A 19,830-nucleotide genomic window follows, 5' to 3' on the forward strand; every position below is an offset into this window, starting at 1 on the left:
GCCGCGTGCCAGCCCTGCAGCCGCGTGGGTTGAGCCGATATACGCGTTGACATAAGGCTTGACCCCATGGACCAGCGAACGAGCGGCGCCGACGCTCTATCTCAGAACAAGATTGCGGCGCCGGCACTGCTCGGCGTCACTTGCGGCCTTGCCGCGGCGCTGTTCTGGGCGCTCGGCTTTGCCGCCACGCGGCATGGCCTCAAGCTCGGCTTCACGCCGGTCGATCTCCTGGTGCATCGCTATGTCTGGTCGGGGATCGCGTTCCTGCCGCTGGTGTTCCGCGCCGGCATCTCCGATCTCTGCGGCATCGGCTGGAGCAGGGGCCTTGTGCTGATGGTGCTCGGCGGCCCCGTGATGTCGCTGATCTCCTACACCGGCTTCCTGTTCGTGCCGCTCGGCCACGGCAGCGTGATCCAGCCCTCCTGCGCGACGCTCGGCGGCCTGCTGCTCGCGGCGGTCGTGCTGAAGGAGCACATCTCCGCCTCGCGCCTTGCCGGCGCGATCGTCATCGTCGGCGGCCTCGGCGTGATCGGGGCGGAATCGATCGACCATATCGGGGCCGACGGCGTGCTCGGCGATTTGATCTTCGTGCTCACCGGATTGATGTTCGCCGGCTTCGGCGCAGCTCTGCGCCACTGGCGCGTCTCGGCCGTGTCGGCTGCGCTGGTGATCAACGTGCTGTCGCTGCTGCTGCTGCCGGTCTACATCGCAACCGTCGGGCTCGGCCATGTTGCGGCGATCGGCGTGACCGAGAATGCGATCCAGGCGCTGGCGCAGGGCGTGCTCGCCGGCCCCGCCGCGCTCTATCTCTACGCCGTCTCGGTCCAGCGCCTCGGCGTTGCCCGCGCGGCGGTGTTTCCGGCCTGCGTGCCGGCGCTGACGCTGCTCACCGGCTGGCTGCTGCTCGGCGAGCCGCCGACGATGCTGCAGGCGGCGGGACTGGTGACGGTGCTGTGCGGGTTCTATCTGGCGCAGCGGCAAAGGTAAGCGCGAGCTACGCCTTCTTCACGAACTCCGACTTCAGGTTCATCGCGCCGATTCCGTCGATCTTGCAGGCGATGTTGTGACCGTCGCTGGCGTCCTGCAGGCGGATGTTGCGCACCTTGGTGCCGCCCTTGACCACCGAGGAGGAGCCCTTGATCTTGAGATCCTTGATCACGATGACGCTGTCGCCGTCCGCGAGCACATTGCCGTTGGCATCGCGCACGCCCGCGTCCTGCGCGGTGTCCGCGGCCGCCTCCGCCGCACCGCTCCATTCATGGCCGCATTCCGGGCAGACCCAGAGATCGCGGTCCTGATAGGCGTGCTCGGAGCTGCAGGCGGGGCATTTCATCGTGTCGGTCATGGCAAGTCTGGTCTCATGCTTCGTTCGCGGCGCGACCGTAGGGGCAGGATTTGGGAAAGCAAGGGAAAGCTGCGGCCTGCGATCGCTGCCGGTGCGATATCACCGAAACAGCGCGACGAAGATCACGTAGAACCAGCCCAGGATGCCGTGGATGATCGCCCACAGGATGGAATGGTTGTTGGTGTAGGAGATCGCGATGGCGAGCGCCGAGCCGAAGCCGACGCCGTATTTCGCGCCCTCGACGCGGACGCCGTAAGAGCGATTGCCGTTCATGGTGATGCCTCCGTGAGTCGTTGACGGGCGCGAGCCTATGCGGTTGCCGCGATCCTGGCGACCGGCTTGATCCATGAGGCAATGTCGCCCTTGCGAGTTGACGGCCTCAACGCCTCCGACACATCGAATCGCGAAAACAACCCCATGCACAGTAGAGACAGCCTTGATAAGGCTCGTGTTTTCGGTTGTGCCGAATAATGTTCTGATGCGTCGGGCAAAACAGTGGCATGGTGCGATGGTGCCGCTCGTCCGCGAGGCGCTTTGAGCGGAGTGCGCAGCACGGATGGAGCGCAAGCGTCATCCGGGATTTCATCCTTCCGAGACAAGACCCGGATTGCGCTTCGCTCCATCCGGGCTACGCTGCGCCGGCAGTCGAGATAACGGGACCACATGCCGGCAAAACCGAAACGAAAACTGAAGACCTACCAGACCTCGCTCGGCTTCTATGACCAGGCCATCGCCGCGCCTTCGATGAAGGCGGCGCTGGAGGCCTGGGGCGCCAGCTCCAACCTGTTCCATCAGGGCGCGGCGAAGGAGACTGACGATCCCGATATCGTCGCGGCGACCATGGCAAAGCCAGGCGTCGTGCTCAGGCGCCCCGTGGGATCGGACGGGCGGTTCACCGAGAGCGCCGAGCTGCCCACCGATCTCGTCGATGACGACGCCAGGCCCAGACGCAAGGCCAAGGGCAAGACGCGATCGACGAAGGCTCCCTCCAAGGCCGCCAACAAATCATCCGGCAAGATCGACGCTCAGGCCGCCCGCAAGGCGGCTGCGGCATTCGAGAAGGAGGAGCGGCGGCGCGAGGCCGAGCGCCGCAAGGAGGAGGCCGCCCGTGCCAAAGAGCGCGCGCGCCGCGACAAGGCGGTCGCCCTCGCCGAGGCGGCGCTGGACCAAGCGAGACGGGAGCACGATGCCAAGGCGGAGGAGATCGACGCCGAGCGGGCCGCACTGGATGAGCGCGCCGCGGCGGAGGAGGCGCGCTGGGACAAGCAGCGGGCGAAGCTGGAGCAGACCCTGCGCCGCGCGCGGGAGTAGGGCCTTGCTACGATCCAAGAGATCGCGAGAGCAATTCCTTTACCATGCCATCCAGTCCCGGCTGAGGCGGCTGCCGGTTAGGAGTTGCAGGAAAGTTCTGCGCTATCTTCGTCCCGATTTCGGCAGCGTTGGAAACGCTGCCGCAAGTTTTCGGGAGCTGTCATGAGCGATCATCGCGCCGCAGTCAGGCATCACACGTTGCGCACCGGCATGGTCGAATTCGACAACGGCACCGGCAGCATCGTCAGCGTGCCCTGCACGATCCGCGATGTCTCCGGCACCGGCGCGCGCGTGGCTCTGAACAGCTCGGCATGGGTGCCGGAGCAGTTTTCGCTGATCTTCTCGAACGGTCTGCGCAAGGGCTGCCGGCTCGCCTGGCGCAAGGAGCGGCTGATCGGCGGCGCGTTCGCGGACAGCTATGCGAGCGTGGACGAGCAGGCGGCCATGATGACCGCGGACGAGCAGGCCCGGCACCGGCTCGGCATCGGCGCGCGCGTCAAGGCCGCACGCGAGGCCCGCGGCTATACCGCGGCCCAGTTCGCCGAGCGCCTCAGCGTCACCCCTGCCTTCGTGGCACTGGCCGAGCAGGGCGAGGCGGACATTCCGCTGTACCAGCTGATGCACATCGCCGATCTGCTGATGGTCAGTCTCGACGGGCTCGTGGCGGGGCCGGTGCCTGAGGATGTTGATGCGGGGTAGGGTTTCGCAAGCCTCCCGTAGCCCGGATGGAGCGAAGCGCAATCCGGGATGTTGCCACCGGATTCACTGGTCCCGGATTACGCTGCGCTCCATCCGGGCTACGCGCGCTGAAGCGCCCAAGCGCGCGCCTCGTCGCTGAGGAGCCCGCTCAAGGCGAGCGTCTCAAAGGATGGCCGCAGAAAAAGTCGCGCGAAATTCGCTTGCCTTGCCCCGAGTCCTTTTGCACTCTTGCCGCGAAGGAGACCACCGCATGACAAAAATGACCGCCGCCTGCGCGCTCGGAACTGCCCTGGTGCTGAGCAGCCTTGCAACATCAGGCGCGGAAGCGCGGACGCGGAAAGCCGTCGTCGTTCGAGCCCCACAAGAGCGGCTCATCGTCACGGCGCCGGTGCTGAGGCCGACGCCGTGGGATTACAATGTCGTTCCGCGCTATCGCTATCGCCCCGAGGACGACAAGGTCGATCCCTACGGCCCGCCGCTGGTGCCGTCCTATGTTCGTTATGAGGGATGGCGCTGGCCGTATTGGTGGTAGTGATCGACGCTTCGCAGTTCGTAGCTTCGTAGGGTGGGCAAAGGCGCACTTGCGCCGTGCCCACGTTCTCCTCGATTAGCCAAGACGTGGGCACGCTTCCGCCTTCGCTCTTCGAGCTACGGCGGACAAGTCGCTTTGCCCACCCTACGGCACTGCGCGTGCGGCGGCCCTCGATTCCGCCACGCTCGATCGGGGCCAGGCTCGTTCAGCAATTCGGACCGGTTCATTTGTGTTTGACAGGTCCGGAGCTTGAGAAAACGACATCTCCGATAAGTTGAAGTCTGATGGCTCGTCATCTCTGCGTGCAGAGTTGACGATTTGGAAAAATGGCAAAATGGAGGCTGTCAAGAGTACATCGAGGTAGAACGACACTTATCCCCGTAATAAACCCGATGCTGTTTGGGGTTCTGGGCGTATCGGGAGGATCAGTCGTGGCAAGTGTTGAACAATTGCACAGACGAGAGGGAGTGAACTTGGTCCAACTCGAAGCGGACATCACGTCGATCCGCTCGGGAAGCTCCATTACTTCAATTAATTTGCCTGATTACGTCGAGCACACCGCGGGCGTGTCGCGCGTCGGTGCGCTCAGTGCAGAGGCGGTCGTTCGCGACTATGAGTCCGCCGCAAAAGAGATCGAGGCCATGGGCACCGAGTTGATCGACGCCGCGCGAAAATGCGAGGCGCTGACGGCTCAGGTTCATGATGCGATCGCCTTCATGCGAGAAACGGCGGCGGGGTATCGTGAAGAGGGACGGAAGATCTTCCAACGCATCGAAGAATGCGCGCTGTTCACCGAAGACGTGCGCAAGACCTGCGAACAGGTCAAACGCAGAATGGCTGGAGTTTCATTTGGCCCATCTTCCGATGAGGAGCTTGCGCCGCAAGATCCCGAGCTGACGGGGATCGCGGCCAAGGTGACGATGAGCGAGATACGGTAAGGCGAGTGGAGAGCATAGTAGCTTCGTAGGGTGGGCAAACGCGCACTTGCGCCGTGCCCACGTCTTCTCCTCGATCAGCCAAGACGTGGGCACGCTTCCGCCTTCGCTCTTCGAGCTACGGCGGACAAGTCGCTTTGCCCACCCTACGGCAGCTCGCTCACCAATCCGGATCGCCGTAATAAGGGTCGTAGGGCGGCGGCATCCACGGGCCTCGCGGCGGCGGCCTCGGCCGCCGTGGCGCCGCGTCTGGTACGTGCGCCCGGGCACGCGCAGCCGAATCGTTGTTCACACTGCGCGCGACCGGCTTGGCGGCTGCAGAGGCGGATGACGCCGGTGACGCGGTCAATTGCGTTTGCAGCGCCTGGACCTGTGCGGCGAGGCGCGCATTGTCCGCCGCATCCTTCTCTCGCGCTGTCTTGAGCTGTTGAATGGTGTCGGCCTGCTCGCGCAGGGTCTGCTCGCTCCGGCTTTTCAGTTGCTCGAGCTTGCCATTGATGCTCGCAAGCTCGCTCGTGATGGCCTTGAGCGATTGCGCCAGCTCCGATGACGACGCCTCAGGCGCCGCGGCGCCGGACCTTGGGGCGCTGTCCGTTTCCTTGGGCACTGGCGGCGCGGCCACCGGGCTCGGCTCATCCGCAGCAGCCAGCAGCACGACGGGCGGCTGCACCGGGTTTTCCGCCGCGGACGCCTGCGGGGGCGTGCTCGCGACCGGCGGAGCCCATCGCGCCATGATCGACTGGCCGATCGATTGGGCCTCATCGCGATATTGCGAAGCGACGGCGGCACCGAGCAGGCCGATCGCCAGCACGAGAATGACCAAGGCGCGCATCATGGCCGGATCGTTCTTCAAGCCGCGATCGCGACCCCCGGTATTCGGAACGTAGGGGCTCGGAACCCTGGCATCGGACTTCGGCGCCTCGTCTCCGGGAGTGGCGGCTGCCGTCGGCGCGGCGCTTGCACGTGAGGTCCGCGGGCTCTCGCTCTCGCGTTCCATTCCGGAAACCAGTCGGTCCAACCGCGCCAGGTCTTGCTCCGCGCTCTTGATCCGGTCGTAGGCCTGCGCGAACCCGCTATCGGCGCGCGCCTCGTCCGGCTTGGGGGCGTCAGGCTTGCTGGTGTCAGGTTTGGGGTCGTTCGTGTCAGGCACCGATGCGCTCTCCATCCGGTCGGGCGTCAATGGGAGGCAGTCCGATCAAGAAGGATAGGTCTCGCCGCTATCCAACACAACGCGCGTGCAAAGGAAAAATTATGGCGGGACGGGAGCGGGGCTGTGCTCTTCAATGATCCTGGTCCGCCGCCAGCCGCGCAAACTGCCGTTTCATCGCATTGACCCTGCCGACATAGCCCGCGACGAGATGATCGCCGCAGCGTGTCCCAGCGATCATCACAAACTTGCGCCGCGCATAGGCCGCGGCGGGACCTGCGCCGCAGAGATGGATGAAGGCGGCCAGATCCTGCTTCTGCTGCGCGCTCGCCTTTACGTCGCCTGCAAGCGTGAGAACCAGCGCTACCTGGCGGTCCAGATACACCGACGCCAGCTCGATGGCGTGGCTCGGGATCGCGCGGATGTAGAGGAAGGGAGAGCCGCAGCCGGTCTGCGTGACTGCGTTGCCGCGGACGCAGAACCGTGCGGCCTCCGCGAAGGCCGGATCGGTCATCTGGAAGAGGCCGACGGCGCTGGAGGCGGGCTTGTAAATCGCCAGCGGATTAAGGCTCCATCGCCAGCGCCAATAGGTGCGCGCCACCGGATTGCCCGAACTCTCGACCTGCGCCAGCGCGGCCAGCAATTCCGGCGTGATCGTCGCGGTGGAATAAGTGCGGAAGAGGGGACCGTATCTCGCCCAGGTCTCGGTCGGCTCCTTGTCGAGGGCGTGACCGACGACGGCGAAGAGTTCGGTTGGCTTGCGGATGATTTGATAGGCGATGTTGAGGAGCGCGATCGTTGCCAGAAGGATCAAGACGCTGCCCGTGATCCGGGCCGTCCGCGGCGCGCGCGCAAACTTCTTTCGCGCCCACTGGACGCTCCGCCGGACACTGCGCAGGCGGAGGAGGAGCTTGCTTTTCCTTGGCATGGGCGCTGTGGGCGTAAATCGCGGAGACAATGATGCATGGCGCCACCATCAAGACATGAAGACCATGCAGCTGGGATCACGTAGCATAGATAGAGCGCTCGGCCACAGTGGCGGCGACTTCATGACCAGGACAGGACGCCTAGGCACATGAACTATCTCGATCTCATGGACAACCGACGCCCACCGGCGTCCGCCGACGCCATCCGCGCGCTGGAACAACATATCGGCGCGCCGCTGCCCGCGCCCTACAAGGCGCTGCTGGCGCAATCCGACGGCGGCGGCTTCGAGCCCTGCGGCGTCGAGCTGCCCTGGCGCAACGACCGCACCGTCCTGGATCTGCTGTTCACGACTCATCCGACCGACAGCTACGGCGTCATCGACAATTACGACATGTATCGGAGCATGAGTAGAATCCCCCGCCTGAGCTGCCCCTTCGCGCCCGATCCCGGCGGCGACCTGTTCCTGCTGAGCCTCGAGCCGGACAGCTATGGCCACGTGTTCTACTGGGAGCACGAGCGTGAGCCGCCGGAGGGTGGCGAAGAGTTCGCCGATTTCGCGAATACGAACGAACTGGCGCCTGATCTTGAGAGCTTTATTCTCGGGTTGGGGGAGGCGTGAGTTCGGAGTTTAGTCCCCAAAGATCAGGCCAAAAGAGTTGAGTGCACTGTCACTGTAATTTGGTAGCCCGGATGGAGCGCAGCGCAATCCGGGATGTTGCCGCAGGGTATACCGCCCCGGATTTCGCTGCGCTCCATCCGGGCTACGCGCTCCATGTGCTAATTGCCGGCCATCAATAGCGGCCGCCGCTGCCCTTCTGCTGCGTGATCCAGGCCGACAATGATTTCGGTGCCGCCTTCGCAGTCCGGCCCGGTGATGCCTTCGGATTGTCGCGGACGCCCTTCGCCAGACGGGTGCGCGGCGCGTCCGTTGCGCCAGCGCCCCTCAAGGCAGAAGTCGATGCCTCCGCGGCTTCCTTCTCCAGGCGCAACTGTTTCAATCGCGCCATCTTGATGCGCTCCGCCTCGACTTCGGGTCGCTCGGCGAGCTGCGGCTTGTGCTGAGCAAGCTCGGCCGTAACAAGGACACCGATAATGGTCGTCTCGCCGAGCGCCTTGCAGGCCTCTAACCGATGCAGTCCCTCGACCAGAACGAGGCGGTCTCCGTCGAGCCGAACGGAAATGGGGGCCTGTTGTCCGATCTCCAGCATACTTTCCGCGACCTCCGCGACGGTCTCGGGCTTGAGAGTCTTCTTCTGCTTCGTGGGAACGAAGATCTTCTCGATCGGGAAGCTTTCCGGTTTGGGCATAATCTGACTCCGCTTCTACCGGGGCGGTCGGAACCCATGCCGGTGGTGGCGGGAGTTTAGGAGGGAAGGGGGCGATCGCAAGGGCAATTTCGGCGGCAGAGTATTGATGAGCATCGTTGGACTACTGCGTGTCCGACGGAAGGTCGAAAGCAATCGCTCGCGTAGACTGTTGCTGCGAGCTTCGCCATCGGTGATACCGAACGGCGTGAAGTGTTAAGCTCTATTGAGTCAATATTCCATACCTAGTTGTCCCGTAGCGCGTTCAACTTCGCCGTGCTATCTCCTCGTCACTCCCATTGGAGTCGTCGAGTAGGAACAGACGTAAAAGTCCCGCCCGCAGTGGCGTTAATCCTGGGAGAGCGGAAATAGGCCGCTCCGGTCCGCCCCCGTGATCAGGCATCGCCGAGAGCTCAACTGGCAAGTGGGCTCGGAGTGCAGGTTGGCAACTGCAAGAGCCGGCTCGCTAGCAGCCAAAGATCAATCGCCCGACGGGGCGACAACACAAAGAAGGAATACTCCACCAACGAAGTGGATAATTACCGTGGACTTAGGTCAGCTTGCGCTTGCAGTTGCCCTGCTCCTTAATTCCTGATGGAAGGGAAACGACCCGGAGGGAAACCGCCGGGCGTTTTTTTGTGTTTCTGATGTGAGCGATCATGGGCTTATTGCAGTAGCGCCGGTCAGAATTGTTTGAACTCCCAGTGAATATGATGCTTGGTGAAAGCGAATCTTCCTCTGTGAGATGCTTAGATGATCAACTGGAAAGAAATTCCGGACGGAGACCAGTGGGAACTGTTTACGAGAGACTTCTTGTCCGAACTAGGTTTCGTCATTGAAATTGGACCCGGACGCGGTCCGGATGCGGGGCGAGATCTGTTGGTCTCGGAGCAGCTGAAGGGGAGGGTTCAATCAAAGAAGTTTAGCTGGCTCGTCAGCTGTAAGCACTTTGCAGGGAGCGAAAAGGCGGTCGGACCAGAGCAGGAGACAAATATCACTGATCGCCTAAAGCATCACTCGGCCAAGGGCTTTCTCGGCATCTACTCGACAATGCCTAGCACCTCACTGATCAATCGCTTGCAGGAGTATCTGGATCGCGGCGATATCGAAGCTTATGAGATATTTGACGCGAAGAAGATTGAGGGGCATTTCGCCGCCGCGGGCATGTCAAAGCTAGCGCTGCGCTATTTTCCGGTTAGCTACGGCCGCCTGCGCCCAATCCAGCAAATCTTAGGAACTAAGATCGATCTGCTGTGTGATGTCTGCGGCGCTGATATCCTTGCGCGAAGTGTGCTTGGGCCCGCTCGAGCAAACATCGTTTGGGAGTGCAATATCAAGGAAGCCCCGAGATATAGAAATGTGTTCGTGGCCTGCAAAGGGGATTGCGATAGTCGAGTTCAAGATCGTTTCAATAGGAAGGATCAGATAACCTCGTGGGAAGAGCTAAACGATCTGTTTAATCCAGTTCTATTTATGAAGAATATGCTGACATATATGAATTTGCTTCGCCGAGATCCCAAGCAGTTCAGCGACAGCGCTCACGATCGGATGAAAGAAATCTATTTGGCTTTGGCGCAACGAACGCTGCGTGAAGTGACAGACGAAGATATGGAGCGATTCAAGAGCCTTCGGATGTTGGACGATCTGTCGATCTGACTTTGCTGTATCGGAGCTTGCTGTTTACGATGGTGCGATAAGTGAAAACTCGAAGCGCTAAAGATTGGGATACAGGGTTCTGACTTGAACGAAGGCTTCGCCAGTTTCTGCCGCGCGTCGTTTCTTGCGGTCAAGTACCTCCTCGAGCCAAAGCCCGTGTTCCAATAGCAGGAAGATATCGTAACCATCCATGCAGACTAGGGGCGTTGGCTTGCCCTGCCGAAATGCATGAAGGCCGTCTTCGCTAAATCCACTTTCACTAACAAAGAGGCCCTTTGCCCAAGTGGACTTCGTCTCCACTTTGCTTGCAAACGCCCAAAGTGATTGAACCGCAATCTCCTTAGTTTGCCATTTTGCTTCGAGCAGAAATGTTTCATGACGGTGAACGAATGATCCATCAATTTGTTCCCCGCGGTTCCTAAATGCGTCTCTCGGGGACAAATTGTGAGCCTTAAAGAGGGTACTCAAAAAACTCTCAAATTCGTAACCGCGCCTTTGCGGATCAAAGGTGCTCAAGGCCAGTAACTGACTACGGAGATCCGCGGTGATTTTGTCGTCCGGTTTGGGTGGAGACGTCCGTGCGGCGGTTGGTGCTACGCCTCCTTTCTCATTCTGCGGAGCGGAGGAAGGAAAACTCGAAAGGAAGCGAGCGTCACGTAGTTCGGGTATTGCGAAATCCAATTGTCGAAGGCACTCGTTCACGCGATCTATCTCCTGTCGCGTGATTGGATTGCCTTTTCGAGTTCGGTAAGCGGCACCCAGCTCGACGATCTGGATCACAAGCGGGCAAAAGCGTGATCGGCGATGTTCCAGTACCTTCGTCAATAGCTGCGTAACCGCAGGCCCCTTGCTGCCGTTCAGCTCCCAACACTCAGATACACCTGCGCGGTTCGCCGCTATCGGAAACGAGGTGTTGTTATTGAAGCTGGCCGGCAAGAAGTCATAGAAAACTCCGGAGAGGCTGTTCAACACCTGCTTGTCTAAGGGAAAGAGACATAGTCCCTCCGAAGGCCAAAATAAGAGCGTTAGAACAACGTCAGGCGCGGCGTGCAATTTGAAATAGCTGAGCCAGCCTGATTCGCTGTTAAATATGATGTTCCGCCTCTGGGTTCAAGGATTGGGTTGAGCACTCGCCGAGGTGTTTGAGAGTCGAAGGTCGTTGGGCATTGCCAACAACCAACTAGCGCACACTACAACAAAGAAGGGCGGCCTCTCGGCCGCCCTTCGTAGATGTCTGGGTCTAACGATCGTCGAGACGCCGCCGCGCTGCCCCCTCACGAACATCCCGTCGTGCTGCCGCAAGTATCACACTTCATGCACGTCCCATTCCGCACCAGCGTGAAGTTGCCGCACTCCGAGCACATCTCGCCTTCGTAGCCCTTGGCCTTGGCCTCCGCGCGGCGCTCGGCCTTGGTGGGGACGAGGGTCTGGGCGGTGCTGCCGGCCTTGCTCCATTGCAGCGCCTCGAGCTTCTCCGTGGGGGAGAGGTCGTGGGCGGCTTCCTGCTTCAGGGCGACGGCGCCTTCGAGGGCGTCGCCGACGCGGGCGCTGGTGCCGTGCGCGGCGAGCGCGGTGACCTTGCTGCCGCCGGTGGGGGCGCCGTCATTGCCTGGCGCGATCGCGGCGCTGCCGCCGCGCATCACGACGAGGTTGTCGGTCCGCGAGCGGGTGAGGCCGCGCGAGACCAGGCGGGTGGCGTGGTGGCCGCCGTCCTCGTCCGGCTCCTTGCCTTCCTCGACGCCCTTGCCGAGCGCGTCGAAGCCGGTCTCGTTGGGATCGACATGGGCGAGGTCGAAGCGCGACATGTAGCTCACCGCCAGCTCGCGGAAGACGTAGTCGAGGATCGAGGTCGCGTACTTGATGCTGTCGTTGCCCTGCACGGGGCCCGCCGGCTCGAAGCGGGTGAAGGTGAAGGCGTCGACATATTCGTCCAGCGGCACGCCGTATTGCAGGCCGAGCGACACTGCGATGGCGAAGTTGTTGATGAAGGAGCGCAGCGCGGCGCCTTCCTTGTGCATGTCGATGAAGATCTCGCCGAGACGGCCGTCGTCATATTCGCCGGTGCGCAAGTACACCTTGTGGCCGCCGACGACCGCCTTCTGGGTGTAGCCCTTGCGGCGATCCGGCATCTTCTCGCGCTCGCGCATCACGATGATGCGCTCGACCAGCTTTTCGACGATCTTCTCCGAGACCTGGGTCGCGCGTGCGGCCATCGGCTTCTCGTAGAGGCTCTCGACCGCATCGTCCTCGTCCTCGTCGTCGCTGATGAGCTGCGAGTTGAGCGGCTGGGAGAGTTTCGAGCCGTCGCGATAGAGCGCGTTGGCTTTCAGCGCCAGCTTCCACGACAGCATGTAGGCGGACTTGCAGTCCTCCACCGTGGCGTCGTTCGGCATGTTGATGGTCTTGGAGATCGCACCCGAGATGAAGGGCTGCGCCGCCGCCATCATGCGGATGTGGCTCTCGACCGACAGATAGCGCTTGCCGATCTTGCCGCAGGGGTTGGCGCAGTCGAACACCGCATAGTGCTCGGCCTTGAGGTGCGGGGCACCTTCCACCGTCATGGCGCCGCAGATGTGGACGTTGGCCGCCTCGATCTCGCGCTTGGTGAAGCCGACGGCCTGGAGCAGGTCGAAGCCGGGGGCGGCGATCGCCTCGGCGCCGATGCCGAGCTGGTCGCGGATGAAGTCTTCGCCAAAGGTCCACTTGTTGAAGGCGAACTTGATGTCGAAGGCGGTCGGCAGCGCCTTTTCGACCTTGGCGATGGCTTCATCGGTGAAGCCCTTTGCCTTGAGGGTCGAGGCGTTGATGCCGGGCGCGTTGGAGAGCGAGCCGTGGCCGACGGCGTAGGCCTCGATCTCCGCGATATCAGCTTCGCGATAGCCGAGCGCGCGCAGCGCCGCGGGGACCGCGCGGTTGATGATCTTGAAGTAGCCGCCGCCGGCGAGCTTCTTGAACTTCACCAGCGCGAAGTCGGGCTCGATGCCGGTGGTGTCGCAATCCATCACGAGGCCGATCGTGCCGGTCGGCGCGATCACCGTGGTCTGGGCATTGCGATAGCCGTGCTGCTCGCCGAGCTGAAGCGCCGCATCCCAGGCCGCCTTGGCATGGGTGACGAGGTCTTGTTGCGGGCAGGAGGCGTGGTCGAGCGGCACCGGGTTGACGCTGAGCGCCTCGTAACCGGAGGACTCACCGTGCGCGGCGCGGCGGTGGTTGCGGATGACGCGCAGCATGTGCGCGGCGTTCTTCTTGTAGCCGGGGAAGGTGCCGAGCTCGGCCGCCATCTCCGCGGAGGTCTTGTAGGTGATGCCGGTCATCACAGCGGTGAGGGCACCGCAGAGCGCGCGGCCTTCCTTGCTGTCATAGGACAGGCCCATGGTCATCAGGAGGCCGCCGATATTGGCGTAGCCGAGGCCGAGCGTGCGGAACTCATAGGAGAGCTCGGCGATCGCCTTCGACGGGAACTGCGCCATCATCACCGAGATTTCGAGCACGATGGTCCAGAGCTGGCAGAGGTGCTCGTAACCCCTGACGTCGAACTGCTTGGTCTCGGTGTTGTAGAACGTCAGCAGGTTCGCCGAGGCCAGGTTGCACGCCGTGTCGTCCAGGAACATGTATTCCGAGCACGGATTGGAGGCGCGGATGTCGCCCGACGCCTTGCAGGTGTGCCAGTCGTTCATGGTGGTGTTGAAGTGCAGGCCCGGATCGGCCGAGGCCCAGGCGGCGTAGCCAATCTTTTCCCAGAGGTCGCGCGCCTTCAGCGTCTTCGTCACCTTCTTGGAGGTGCGGGCGTTGAGATTCCAGTCGCCATCGGTCTCGACGGCGCGCAGGAAATCGTCCTTCAGCGAAACCGAATTGTTGGAGTTCTGGCCGGAGACGGTGAGGTAGGCTTCGCTGTCCCAGTCGGTGTCGTAGGTGTCGAACTGGATATCCTTGTAGCCTTGCTTCGCAAACTGGATGACGCGCTTGATGTAATTGTCAGGCACGAGGCTGCGGCGCGCCAGCTTGATCTCCCGGCGGAGGGCAGGGTTCTTCTCGGGATCGAAGCAGTCGTCGCCCGAGCCTTCGCAGTTGACGCAGGCCTTGAGCACCAGCTTGAGGTGCTTCTGGTTGATCTTCGAGCCCGTGACGAGGGCGGCGACCTTCTGCTCCTCCTTCACCTTCCAGTCGATATAGGTCTCGATGTCGGGGTGATCGACGTCGACCACGACCATCTTGGCGGCGCGGCGGGTGGTGCCGCCCGACTTGATCGCGCCGGCGGCGCGGTCGCCGATCTTGAGGAAGCTCATCAGGCCGGATGAGCGGCCGCCGCCGGAGAGCTTTTCGCCTTCGCCGCGCAGGCGCGAGAAGTTGGAGCCGGTGCCGGAGCCGTATTTGAACAGGCGCGCTTCGCGGACCCAGAGGTCCATGATGCCGCCCTCGTTGACGAGGTCGTCACCGACGCCCTGGATGAAGCAGGCGTGCGGCTGCGGATGCTCGTAGGAGGATTTCGAGCGGGTCAGCTTGCCGGTGAAGGGGTCGACGTAATAGTGGCCCTGGCCGGGGCCGTCGATGCCATAGGCCCAATGCAGGCCGGTGTTGAACCATTGCGGCGAGTTCGGCGCGACCATCTGCATGGCAAGCATGTAGCGGAGCTCGTCGTAGAAGGCCTGGGCGTCCTCGTCGGTCGAGAAATACTTGCCCTTCCAGCCCCAATAGGTCCAGCAGCCGGCGAGGCGGTCGAACACCTGCTTTGCGCTGAGCTCGCTGACATAGCGCTCCTTCTCGGGGAGCGCGGCGAGTGCGTCAGTATCGGGCACGGAGCGCCACAGGAAGGAGGGGACGGATTCCTCCTCGACCTTCTTGAGGCGCGCGGCGACGCCGGCTTTGCGGAAATACTTCTGGGCGAGCACGTCGGAGGCGACCTGCGACCACTCGGTCGGGACCTCGACGCCATCAAGTTTAAACACGACCGAGCCGTCGGGATTCCTGATCTCCGACGTGGTCTGGCGGAAATCGATTCCCGCGTAAGGTGACTGTCCTGCCGTGGTGTGGCGCCGCTCAATCCGCATCGTCTTGCCCCGTCCTTAAGTTTTGACCGGTCCCGCCTCCGTTCAGGCGTGCCGGTCGACATTTCGTTTCGCGGCGCTGTCAGCCATTCGGCCTTTGGCACCGCAGTTCAGCCGGTGGATCCGGCTCTTGTTCTCCCGACGCGATGGCTCGATGCGCGCACCGATCATCCGCCGGCATGTCCAGACCCATCCGCCCCCAAGGGGATGGGCCCGACATGCGTTCAACGCCCCACAACGTTACTTCTACCGATGCCATTCGAGCCTTTTGCCGGCCCGTTCTGGCGCCCGAAAAGTCCGCCTTTCGCGGGCAGACAAGCCCTCATCCGCTGCCTTTGGCTGGCTTGGCGGAGTTGAGATTTGCGAGACCCTTTGGGGGAGTGCCGGCGGGACGCAAACTCACTCGCGCCGAACGGACCGAAAGCTAGGACTCTCCGTTGCGCCCGTCAAGAACTAGTGCGAGTTCCTGAATCAAATACTAAATATGGTGGATTGCGGGGGATAACAGGGGGCAAGCCCGCGCCTGTTGTGGAGGCAAGTATCAGTGAGTCCTCAGAGATTCCCAACCGAAAAAATTTGCATCCCGTGGTGCTGCGGATGCTTCATCCCGCTGTTCACAGGGCAGGTATATTTTTGAGCAATGGGATTGCGTCAGCGGGACTCACGTAGCCCTACGGAAGGTGAGGGCAGGCATGCCCGCCGAGGTGGTGGCGAGAGGGGCGAATCCGGGCCAAGCTGAGGGTCGATTTTGCCGGACCACCCACATGCTTGATTCGACCCGCCGGGATGCGCGGCCGCGCATCGCCCCGGCCGGCCTGATGTTCCTTGCCATCACCTCGATCGGCTGGGGCTTCAATTGGCCGGTGACGAAATTCCTGCTCTCCGAGCTGCCGCCGCTGACGCTGCGCGGGGTGACCGGCGTGCTGGGGGCGGTGCTGCTGGCGGCGCTGGCGGTCCTCCGCCGGCAGAGCCTCAAGGTGGACCCCGCGATCTGGCCGCGCCTCCTCACCGCCGCCGTGCTCAACGTCACCGGCTGGATGGTGCTGATGGGCCTGGCGTTGCTCTGGCTGCCGGCGAGCGAGGCGGCGCTGATCGCCTATACGATGCCGGTCTGGGCCTCGATCATCGCCTGGCCGGTGCTCGGCGAGCGGCCGACCGTGCCGCGCACGCTGGGGCTGGTGATGGCCTTCGTCGGCCTCGCCTCGATCATGGGCGGCAACGGCATCGCCGCCAGCGTCGAGAAGCTGCCCGGCATCATCATGGCGCTGTGCGGCGCGCTGGGCTTTGCCGTCGGCACGGTGTTCTCGAAGAAGTACCCGATCCATCTGCCGCCGATCACGGCCGCGGCCTGGCAGATCGGGATCGGCTGCCTGCCGATCTCGATCATTGGCCTCCTGGTCGAGACCACGCATCTGTCCCAGGTGACGCCGGTCGGCTGGTGGCTCCTGGTCTATTCGACCGTGGTGCAGTTCTGCATCGCCTATGTCAGCTGGTTCGCAGCACTGGCCCGCCTGCCGGCCTCGGTTGCCGCGATCGGCACCATGGCGGTGCCCGTCATCGGCGTCGTCGCCTCCGCGATCGCGCTCGGCGAGCCGCTGGGGGCAGGTCAGATCGCGGCGCTGGTCTTCACGCTGGCGGCGGTGGTGCTGGCGACGCGTTAGCCGTCCGGACGCCGGGGTATCAGTGGTCCTGAGGCTCTTTCTCCCGCCGGTGTTGTCCGGAGCCCGGCGATTTCAACCGCAGGTCAGCAGGTGAGACAGCAAAGACTTCGAGGGCCTGGTCGTAGCCTTTGATGGTCCGCTGTCCGAGCGATGCCAACGGAACGCTATCCCTTACCCTTCCAGCGATAGTGGGATCAGCCAGGATCTGCGCGTCCTTCGCGAGATTGCAGAGCCGCGACGCCAAATTCACCACGGCTCCCATCGCCGTGTAGTCCAGCCGACCATTATAACCAACCGTTCCTACCGTTGCTGGTCCCATCGCAACGCCCACACCAAAGCCGATCGCGTGGCCGGCGTCGCACCATTTGCCGGCAAGGGACTGCACCGTCATTTGCAGGTCGATCGCGAGTCGGACCGCTTGAGTTGCCGGCTGTTCGCATGCGACCGGGGCATTGACCAGGAGCATGACTCCGTCGCCATCAAAGCCGATGAGCGTTGCCTCGTGACGAGTCGTCACGGCGCCGACGGCCTCGTAGTATTCGCGCATGACGGCCATGATGACATCGGGTTCATTGCGCGTGGAGAACGCGGTGAAGCCGCGCAAGTCGCCAAAAATGACAGCCACTTCGCGTCGCTGCCCTTCGAGCAGCTCATGAGAATGCTCGACCAGTTCGGCGACCTGTGACGGCAGGAACTGCTTCAGCCGTTCGATCCGCGCGGATTTCTGCTGCGAGATCGCCAGTTCAGAAGCCATTTCATTGAAGCGCAACGCCAGTTGCTGCAACTCGTCACCGCTGAAGATTTTGATGCGATGCTCGAATTGTCCAGTTCTGATCCGCTCCACGCCCTCTTCCAGTTGCTTGATCGGGCCGGACATTCTGTGCGCGCGCCAATAGGCGAGCGCCAGCGCGATGAGAACACCAAAGGCAATGAGAATTGACGAGCGCCACAACGCCGCGCGAATTGATGCAAAGGCTTCCGAGACCGGCTGCATCGCGATCACCGTCCATCCCACATCGGCGGCCTGAACGGATAGCGCCACCACCGGGTTGCCTCGGTCCCCGGTTATCACCGCCGCTCCGCTCGCCGCGCCGGCGAGATGCTTGATCCGGCCGAAACTGCCCGAGCTGGCGCGGCCGCGCAGGACCAGACTGATATCGGGATGTGCGATCAGATGACCGGAATCATCGACAACAATGGCGTAGCCGTTCTCGCCAATTCTGATGGCTGCGATGACATCCCAGATCAGCTTCAGATTGACCTCGGCGATCGCAACCCCCGCGGCCGGCAGGCTCCCGGCAACCGCGATCCTCATGTAGGGCTCTGAATCTCGCTGGTACTGAACCGGTCCGTACCAAACCTTGTTGGCGCGTGCGTCCAGAACAGCGGGATCCGTAGACATATCAATGCCGCGCCCGGTCCTGTTCAGCTGCAACCTGGAAACAAAGACCCGTTCGGCACCGGTCTCATCCAGCAGCGAAACCGAAACGATTGCGGGCACCTGCTGGAGGAGGCGCAAGGCATCGATCTTGTGTTGCGCATCGTCTCCGACAGACCAGGGAAGCTGTACCATCCAACCCAGCTGATCTCGGATGCCATCGGTGAACGCCTCGATCCTGTCGGACGCCGCGCGGGCATCGGCCTGCAGCACCGCGCTGATCTGGCGGCGCTGGTCTCGGTAACCGAAAGAAGCCTCGACGGCCGCGCCGAGTATCAGAGGCACGACCGCAGCGACAAACAACGTCGCGAAGTACTTGCAGAACAGCGAGCGACGCGGGGGCATCGTACACGAAGAGGACTGCGCAGCACCGTCCGTCATAACTACTCTCAGGAGATCACCTTGCTGGCGCGAAACAGGATCGACGACACATCCAGGTCGATACCCAGAAGCCTGGCTGTCTTCAGATTGACTGCCAGTTCAAACTTCTCGGGGCGCATCACCGGAAGATCTGACGGATTTTCACCGCGCAGGATGCGATCGGCATAAGTGGCAAGCCGAAAATAGGTCGTGCGCTGGTTTGCGCCGTAACTCAAGAGACCTCCAGCGTCACAATATTCAGACCAGCCAAACATCGAAGGCAGCCGGTGCGCGATTGCAAACTCCGCAATCTTCGCACGGTGCACCAGCGTCACGACATCGGGAAACACGAGGAGAGCATCCGCGTCCACCTTGCCGGCAGCCATCAACCCATTCTCGATTTCGCGAGCGCCACAGAACGGAACGTAGGCTGCCTCAATGCCGAGCTTCCGGCACGACTCCAAAGTCGCACGCCATTCCAATGGCTCTCCCGGATGATCCGTGTTGGAGAGAACCGCCAGTTTTCGCAGCTTTGGATAAATGTCCTTGAGCAGCTCAACGCGCTTTCCTGCCAGCTCGAGCGACAGGAATGTGCTGCCGGTGAAATTGGTGCCGGGGTGAGCAAGGCTCTTCACCACACCCAAGGCGACGGGGTCACCGCTCAATGCAAACAGCACGGGGATGTCGGTGACCGCAGTCATGACGCGTGTCGCCGGACCGCTCGAGACCACAAGGTCGATATCCCCTCGCTGCAACTCGGAGACGATCTTGCGCAGTGCCTGCGGATTTCCAGGGGCATAATGCGTCTCGAAGGTGACGGTCTTGCCCTCGACGTATCCCAGCGCGCGCATTCCCTCGCGAAAGCCGTCCAGGAAGGGATCTGGTTGGGACTCGGTGGAGGCCCAGAAGATCCGATGCAGCTTGGCTCCGCCCTGCGCCCGTGCGATCGCAGGCCAGGCCAGTCCTCCACCAATCAACAAGATGAACTCTCGTCTTTTCATGCGAGCACCTGTCGAAGCTGCGCCGTCAATTCCGGCCGCAGACCAAGATCCTAGCTGTGCATCTGATGACTGCGCTCGGTATCGCGCTCCGCAAGCGGACTGTCGCGACACCGGCTCCAACATTTGTCGCTGAGAGCATGCTCAGAGATTGGGTTGGTGAGACGATTTGTCCTTGAGGTGCGCTTGAGTTTTGCTTGAGACCGGCCCGATCGAGATCAAAACGGCCTTACTTGGTGCATAGCACGGTGTCTAAACACCTCGGACGCGGATCCAGGCGAGCTACGGCGTCTCAAGAGGACAACCGGAACTCACATCAGGAGCCAGTGCCCAGCGCGCCTTCGGCAGTTCACGCCCTAGAGTACTCATCAAGGCAATGTCCGCTCCAGAGGGACGAGCGGAGATCTTCTGATCGGCCGGAGTACTACGGCTTGTGACCCAAGCCGGACGTTAAGCGGCTAGTCTGCGGCTG

The 19,830-nt window shown here is 62.4% G+C and carries 17 protein-coding genes; 8 read left to right on the plus strand and 9 right to left on the minus strand.

Features of this window, described 5'->3' with window-relative positions:
- Positions 1-66 precede the first annotated feature (66 nt).
- On the plus strand, positions 67-987 hold the full coding sequence (locus A3AS_RS0139670) for a DMT family transporter (RefSeq protein ID WP_018322970.1): 921 nt from the start codon (positions 67-69) through the stop codon (positions 985-987).
- Positions 988-994: 7 nt separating this feature from the next.
- On the opposite strand, the gene A3AS_RS0139675 is transcribed toward A3AS_RS0139670, so the two are convergent.
- Positions 995-1,345: a zinc ribbon domain-containing protein YjdM gene (locus tag A3AS_RS0139675; RefSeq protein ID WP_018322971.1), complete on the minus strand. Its 351-nt coding sequence runs from the start codon at positions 1,343-1,345 to the stop codon at positions 995-997.
- Positions 1,346-1,444: 99 nt separating this feature from the next.
- On the minus strand, positions 1,445-1,618 hold the full coding sequence (locus A3AS_RS48720) for a hypothetical protein (RefSeq protein ID WP_177237474.1): 174 nt from the start codon (positions 1,616-1,618) through the stop codon (positions 1,445-1,447).
- Positions 1,619-2,008: 390 nt separating this feature from the next.
- Between A3AS_RS48720 and A3AS_RS0139685 the strand changes: the two genes are divergently transcribed.
- From A3AS_RS0139685 to A3AS_RS0139700, 4 genes are all read left to right on the plus strand, one after another.
- Entirely contained in the window at positions 2,009-2,656 is a 648-nt protein-coding gene (locus A3AS_RS0139685; protein WP_018322973.1) for a hypothetical protein, read from the plus strand.
- A 162-nt stretch (positions 2,657-2,818) separates the two neighbouring features.
- A complete protein-coding gene (locus A3AS_RS0139690; protein ID WP_018322974.1) occupies positions 2,819-3,355 on the plus strand; it encodes a helix-turn-helix domain-containing protein in 537 nt (178 codons plus the stop codon).
- Positions 3,356-3,605: 250 nt separating this feature from the next.
- Entirely contained in the window at positions 3,606-3,887 is a 282-nt protein-coding gene (locus A3AS_RS0139695) for a hypothetical protein (protein WP_018322975.1), read from the plus strand.
- A 392-nt stretch (positions 3,888-4,279) separates the two neighbouring features.
- On the plus strand, positions 4,280-4,825 hold the full coding sequence (locus A3AS_RS0139700; RefSeq protein WP_018322976.1) for a hypothetical protein: 546 nt from the start codon (positions 4,280-4,282) through the stop codon (positions 4,823-4,825).
- Between the two features lie 157 nt (positions 4,826-4,982).
- Here A3AS_RS0139700 and A3AS_RS0139705 read toward each other — a convergent pair whose 3' ends face one another.
- A complete protein-coding gene (locus A3AS_RS0139705) occupies positions 4,983-5,987 on the minus strand; it encodes a hypothetical protein (RefSeq protein ID WP_018322977.1) in 1,005 nt (334 codons plus the stop codon).
- 115 nt (positions 5,988-6,102) lie between these two features.
- Positions 6,103-6,897, minus strand: a complete 795-nt coding sequence (locus A3AS_RS0139710) for a transglycosylase SLT domain-containing protein (RefSeq protein WP_018322978.1) — start codon at positions 6,895-6,897, stop codon at positions 6,103-6,105.
- A 147-nt stretch (positions 6,898-7,044) separates the two neighbouring features.
- Between A3AS_RS0139710 and A3AS_RS0139715 the strand changes: the two genes are divergently transcribed.
- Positions 7,045-7,515 (plus strand): SMI1/KNR4 family protein, encoded by a 471-nt coding sequence (locus A3AS_RS0139715; protein WP_018322979.1) that lies wholly within the window; start codon positions 7,045-7,047, stop codon positions 7,513-7,515.
- A gap of 172 nt (positions 7,516-7,687) precedes the next feature.
- Here A3AS_RS0139715 and A3AS_RS0139720 read toward each other — a convergent pair whose 3' ends face one another.
- Complete coding sequence (locus tag A3AS_RS0139720; protein WP_018322980.1) at positions 7,688-8,203, minus strand: ParB N-terminal domain-containing protein; 516 nt, start codon at positions 8,201-8,203, stop codon at positions 7,688-7,690.
- Positions 8,204-8,953: 750 nt separating this feature from the next.
- Here A3AS_RS0139720 and A3AS_RS0139725 point away from each other — a divergent pair.
- On the plus strand, positions 8,954-9,856 hold the full coding sequence (locus A3AS_RS0139725; RefSeq protein ID WP_018322981.1) for a hypothetical protein: 903 nt from the start codon (positions 8,954-8,956) through the stop codon (positions 9,854-9,856).
- A 57-nt stretch (positions 9,857-9,913) separates the two neighbouring features.
- Here the strand turns inward: A3AS_RS0139725 and A3AS_RS49725 are convergent, their stop codons facing one another.
- Both A3AS_RS49725 and A3AS_RS0139740 read right to left on the minus strand, forming a co-directional pair.
- On the minus strand, positions 9,914-10,828 hold the full coding sequence (locus A3AS_RS49725; protein WP_157644517.1) for a restriction endonuclease: 915 nt from the start codon (positions 10,826-10,828) through the stop codon (positions 9,914-9,916).
- 302 nt (positions 10,829-11,130) lie between these two features.
- Complete coding sequence (locus tag A3AS_RS0139740; RefSeq protein WP_018322984.1) at positions 11,131-14,904, minus strand: vitamin B12-dependent ribonucleotide reductase; 3,774 nt, start codon at positions 14,902-14,904, stop codon at positions 11,131-11,133.
- 761 nt (positions 14,905-15,665) lie between these two features.
- Between A3AS_RS0139740 and A3AS_RS0139745 the strand changes: the two genes are divergently transcribed.
- On the plus strand, positions 15,666-16,562 hold the full coding sequence (locus A3AS_RS0139745) for a DMT family transporter (protein ID WP_018322985.1): 897 nt from the start codon (positions 15,666-15,668) through the stop codon (positions 16,560-16,562).
- 19 nt (positions 16,563-16,581) lie between these two features.
- Here A3AS_RS0139745 and A3AS_RS0139750 read toward each other — a convergent pair whose 3' ends face one another.
- Together A3AS_RS0139750 and A3AS_RS0139755 are read right to left on the minus strand one after the other, a co-directional pair.
- On the minus strand, positions 16,582-18,381 hold the full coding sequence (locus tag A3AS_RS0139750; RefSeq protein WP_018322986.1) for an adenylate/guanylate cyclase domain-containing protein: 1,800 nt from the start codon (positions 18,379-18,381) through the stop codon (positions 16,582-16,584).
- A gap of 8 nt (positions 18,382-18,389) precedes the next feature.
- On the minus strand, positions 18,390-19,361 hold the full coding sequence (locus A3AS_RS0139755) for an ABC transporter substrate-binding protein (protein WP_018322987.1): 972 nt from the start codon (positions 19,359-19,361) through the stop codon (positions 18,390-18,392).
- Positions 19,362-19,830 lie beyond the last annotated feature (469 nt).

Source organism: Bradyrhizobium sp. WSM2793 (assembly GCF_000379585.1).
GTDB lineage: Bacteria > Pseudomonadota > Alphaproteobacteria > Rhizobiales > Xanthobacteraceae > Bradyrhizobium.

Excerpts from the sequence above, each read along its gene's own strand:
- A3AS_RS0139670 (WP_018322970.1), top strand. The coding sequence starts at position 67 with ATGGACCAGCGAACGAGCGGCGCCGACGCTCTATCTCAGAACAAGATT.
- A3AS_RS0139675 (WP_018322971.1), bottom strand. The coding sequence starts at position 1,345 with ATGACCGACACGATGAAATGCCCCGCCTGCAGCTCCGAGCACGCCTAT.
- A3AS_RS48720 (WP_177237474.1), bottom strand. The coding sequence starts at position 1,618 with ATGAACGGCAATCGCTCTTACGGCGTCCGCGTCGAGGGCGCGAAATAC.
- A3AS_RS0139685 (WP_018322973.1), top strand. The coding sequence starts at position 2,009 with ATGCCGGCAAAACCGAAACGAAAACTGAAGACCTACCAGACCTCGCTC.
- A3AS_RS0139690 (WP_018322974.1), top strand. The coding sequence starts at position 2,819 with ATGAGCGATCATCGCGCCGCAGTCAGGCATCACACGTTGCGCACCGGC.
- A3AS_RS0139695 (WP_018322975.1), top strand. The coding sequence starts at position 3,606 with ATGACAAAAATGACCGCCGCCTGCGCGCTCGGAACTGCCCTGGTGCTG.
- A3AS_RS0139700 (WP_018322976.1), top strand. The coding sequence starts at position 4,280 with ATGCTGTTTGGGGTTCTGGGCGTATCGGGAGGATCAGTCGTGGCAAGT.
- A3AS_RS0139705 (WP_018322977.1), bottom strand. The coding sequence starts at position 5,987 with ATGGAGAGCGCATCGGTGCCTGACACGAACGACCCCAAACCTGACACC.
- A3AS_RS0139710 (WP_018322978.1), bottom strand. The coding sequence starts at position 6,897 with ATGCCAAGGAAAAGCAAGCTCCTCCTCCGCCTGCGCAGTGTCCGGCGG.
- A3AS_RS0139715 (WP_018322979.1), top strand. The coding sequence starts at position 7,045 with ATGAACTATCTCGATCTCATGGACAACCGACGCCCACCGGCGTCCGCC.
- A3AS_RS0139720 (WP_018322980.1), bottom strand. The coding sequence starts at position 8,203 with ATGCCCAAACCGGAAAGCTTCCCGATCGAGAAGATCTTCGTTCCCACG.
- A3AS_RS0139725 (WP_018322981.1), top strand. The coding sequence starts at position 8,954 with ATGATCAACTGGAAAGAAATTCCGGACGGAGACCAGTGGGAACTGTTT.
- A3AS_RS0139740 (WP_018322984.1), bottom strand. The coding sequence starts at position 14,904 with ATGCGGATTGAGCGGCGCCACACCACGGCAGGACAGTCACCTTACGCG.
- A3AS_RS0139745 (WP_018322985.1), top strand. The coding sequence starts at position 15,666 with ATGCTTGATTCGACCCGCCGGGATGCGCGGCCGCGCATCGCCCCGGCC.
- A3AS_RS0139750 (WP_018322986.1), bottom strand. The coding sequence starts at position 18,381 with ATGACGGACGGTGCTGCGCAGTCCTCTTCGTGTACGATGCCCCCGCGT.
- A3AS_RS0139755 (WP_018322987.1), bottom strand. The coding sequence starts at position 19,361 with ATGAAAAGACGAGAGTTCATCTTGTTGATTGGTGGAGGACTGGCCTGG.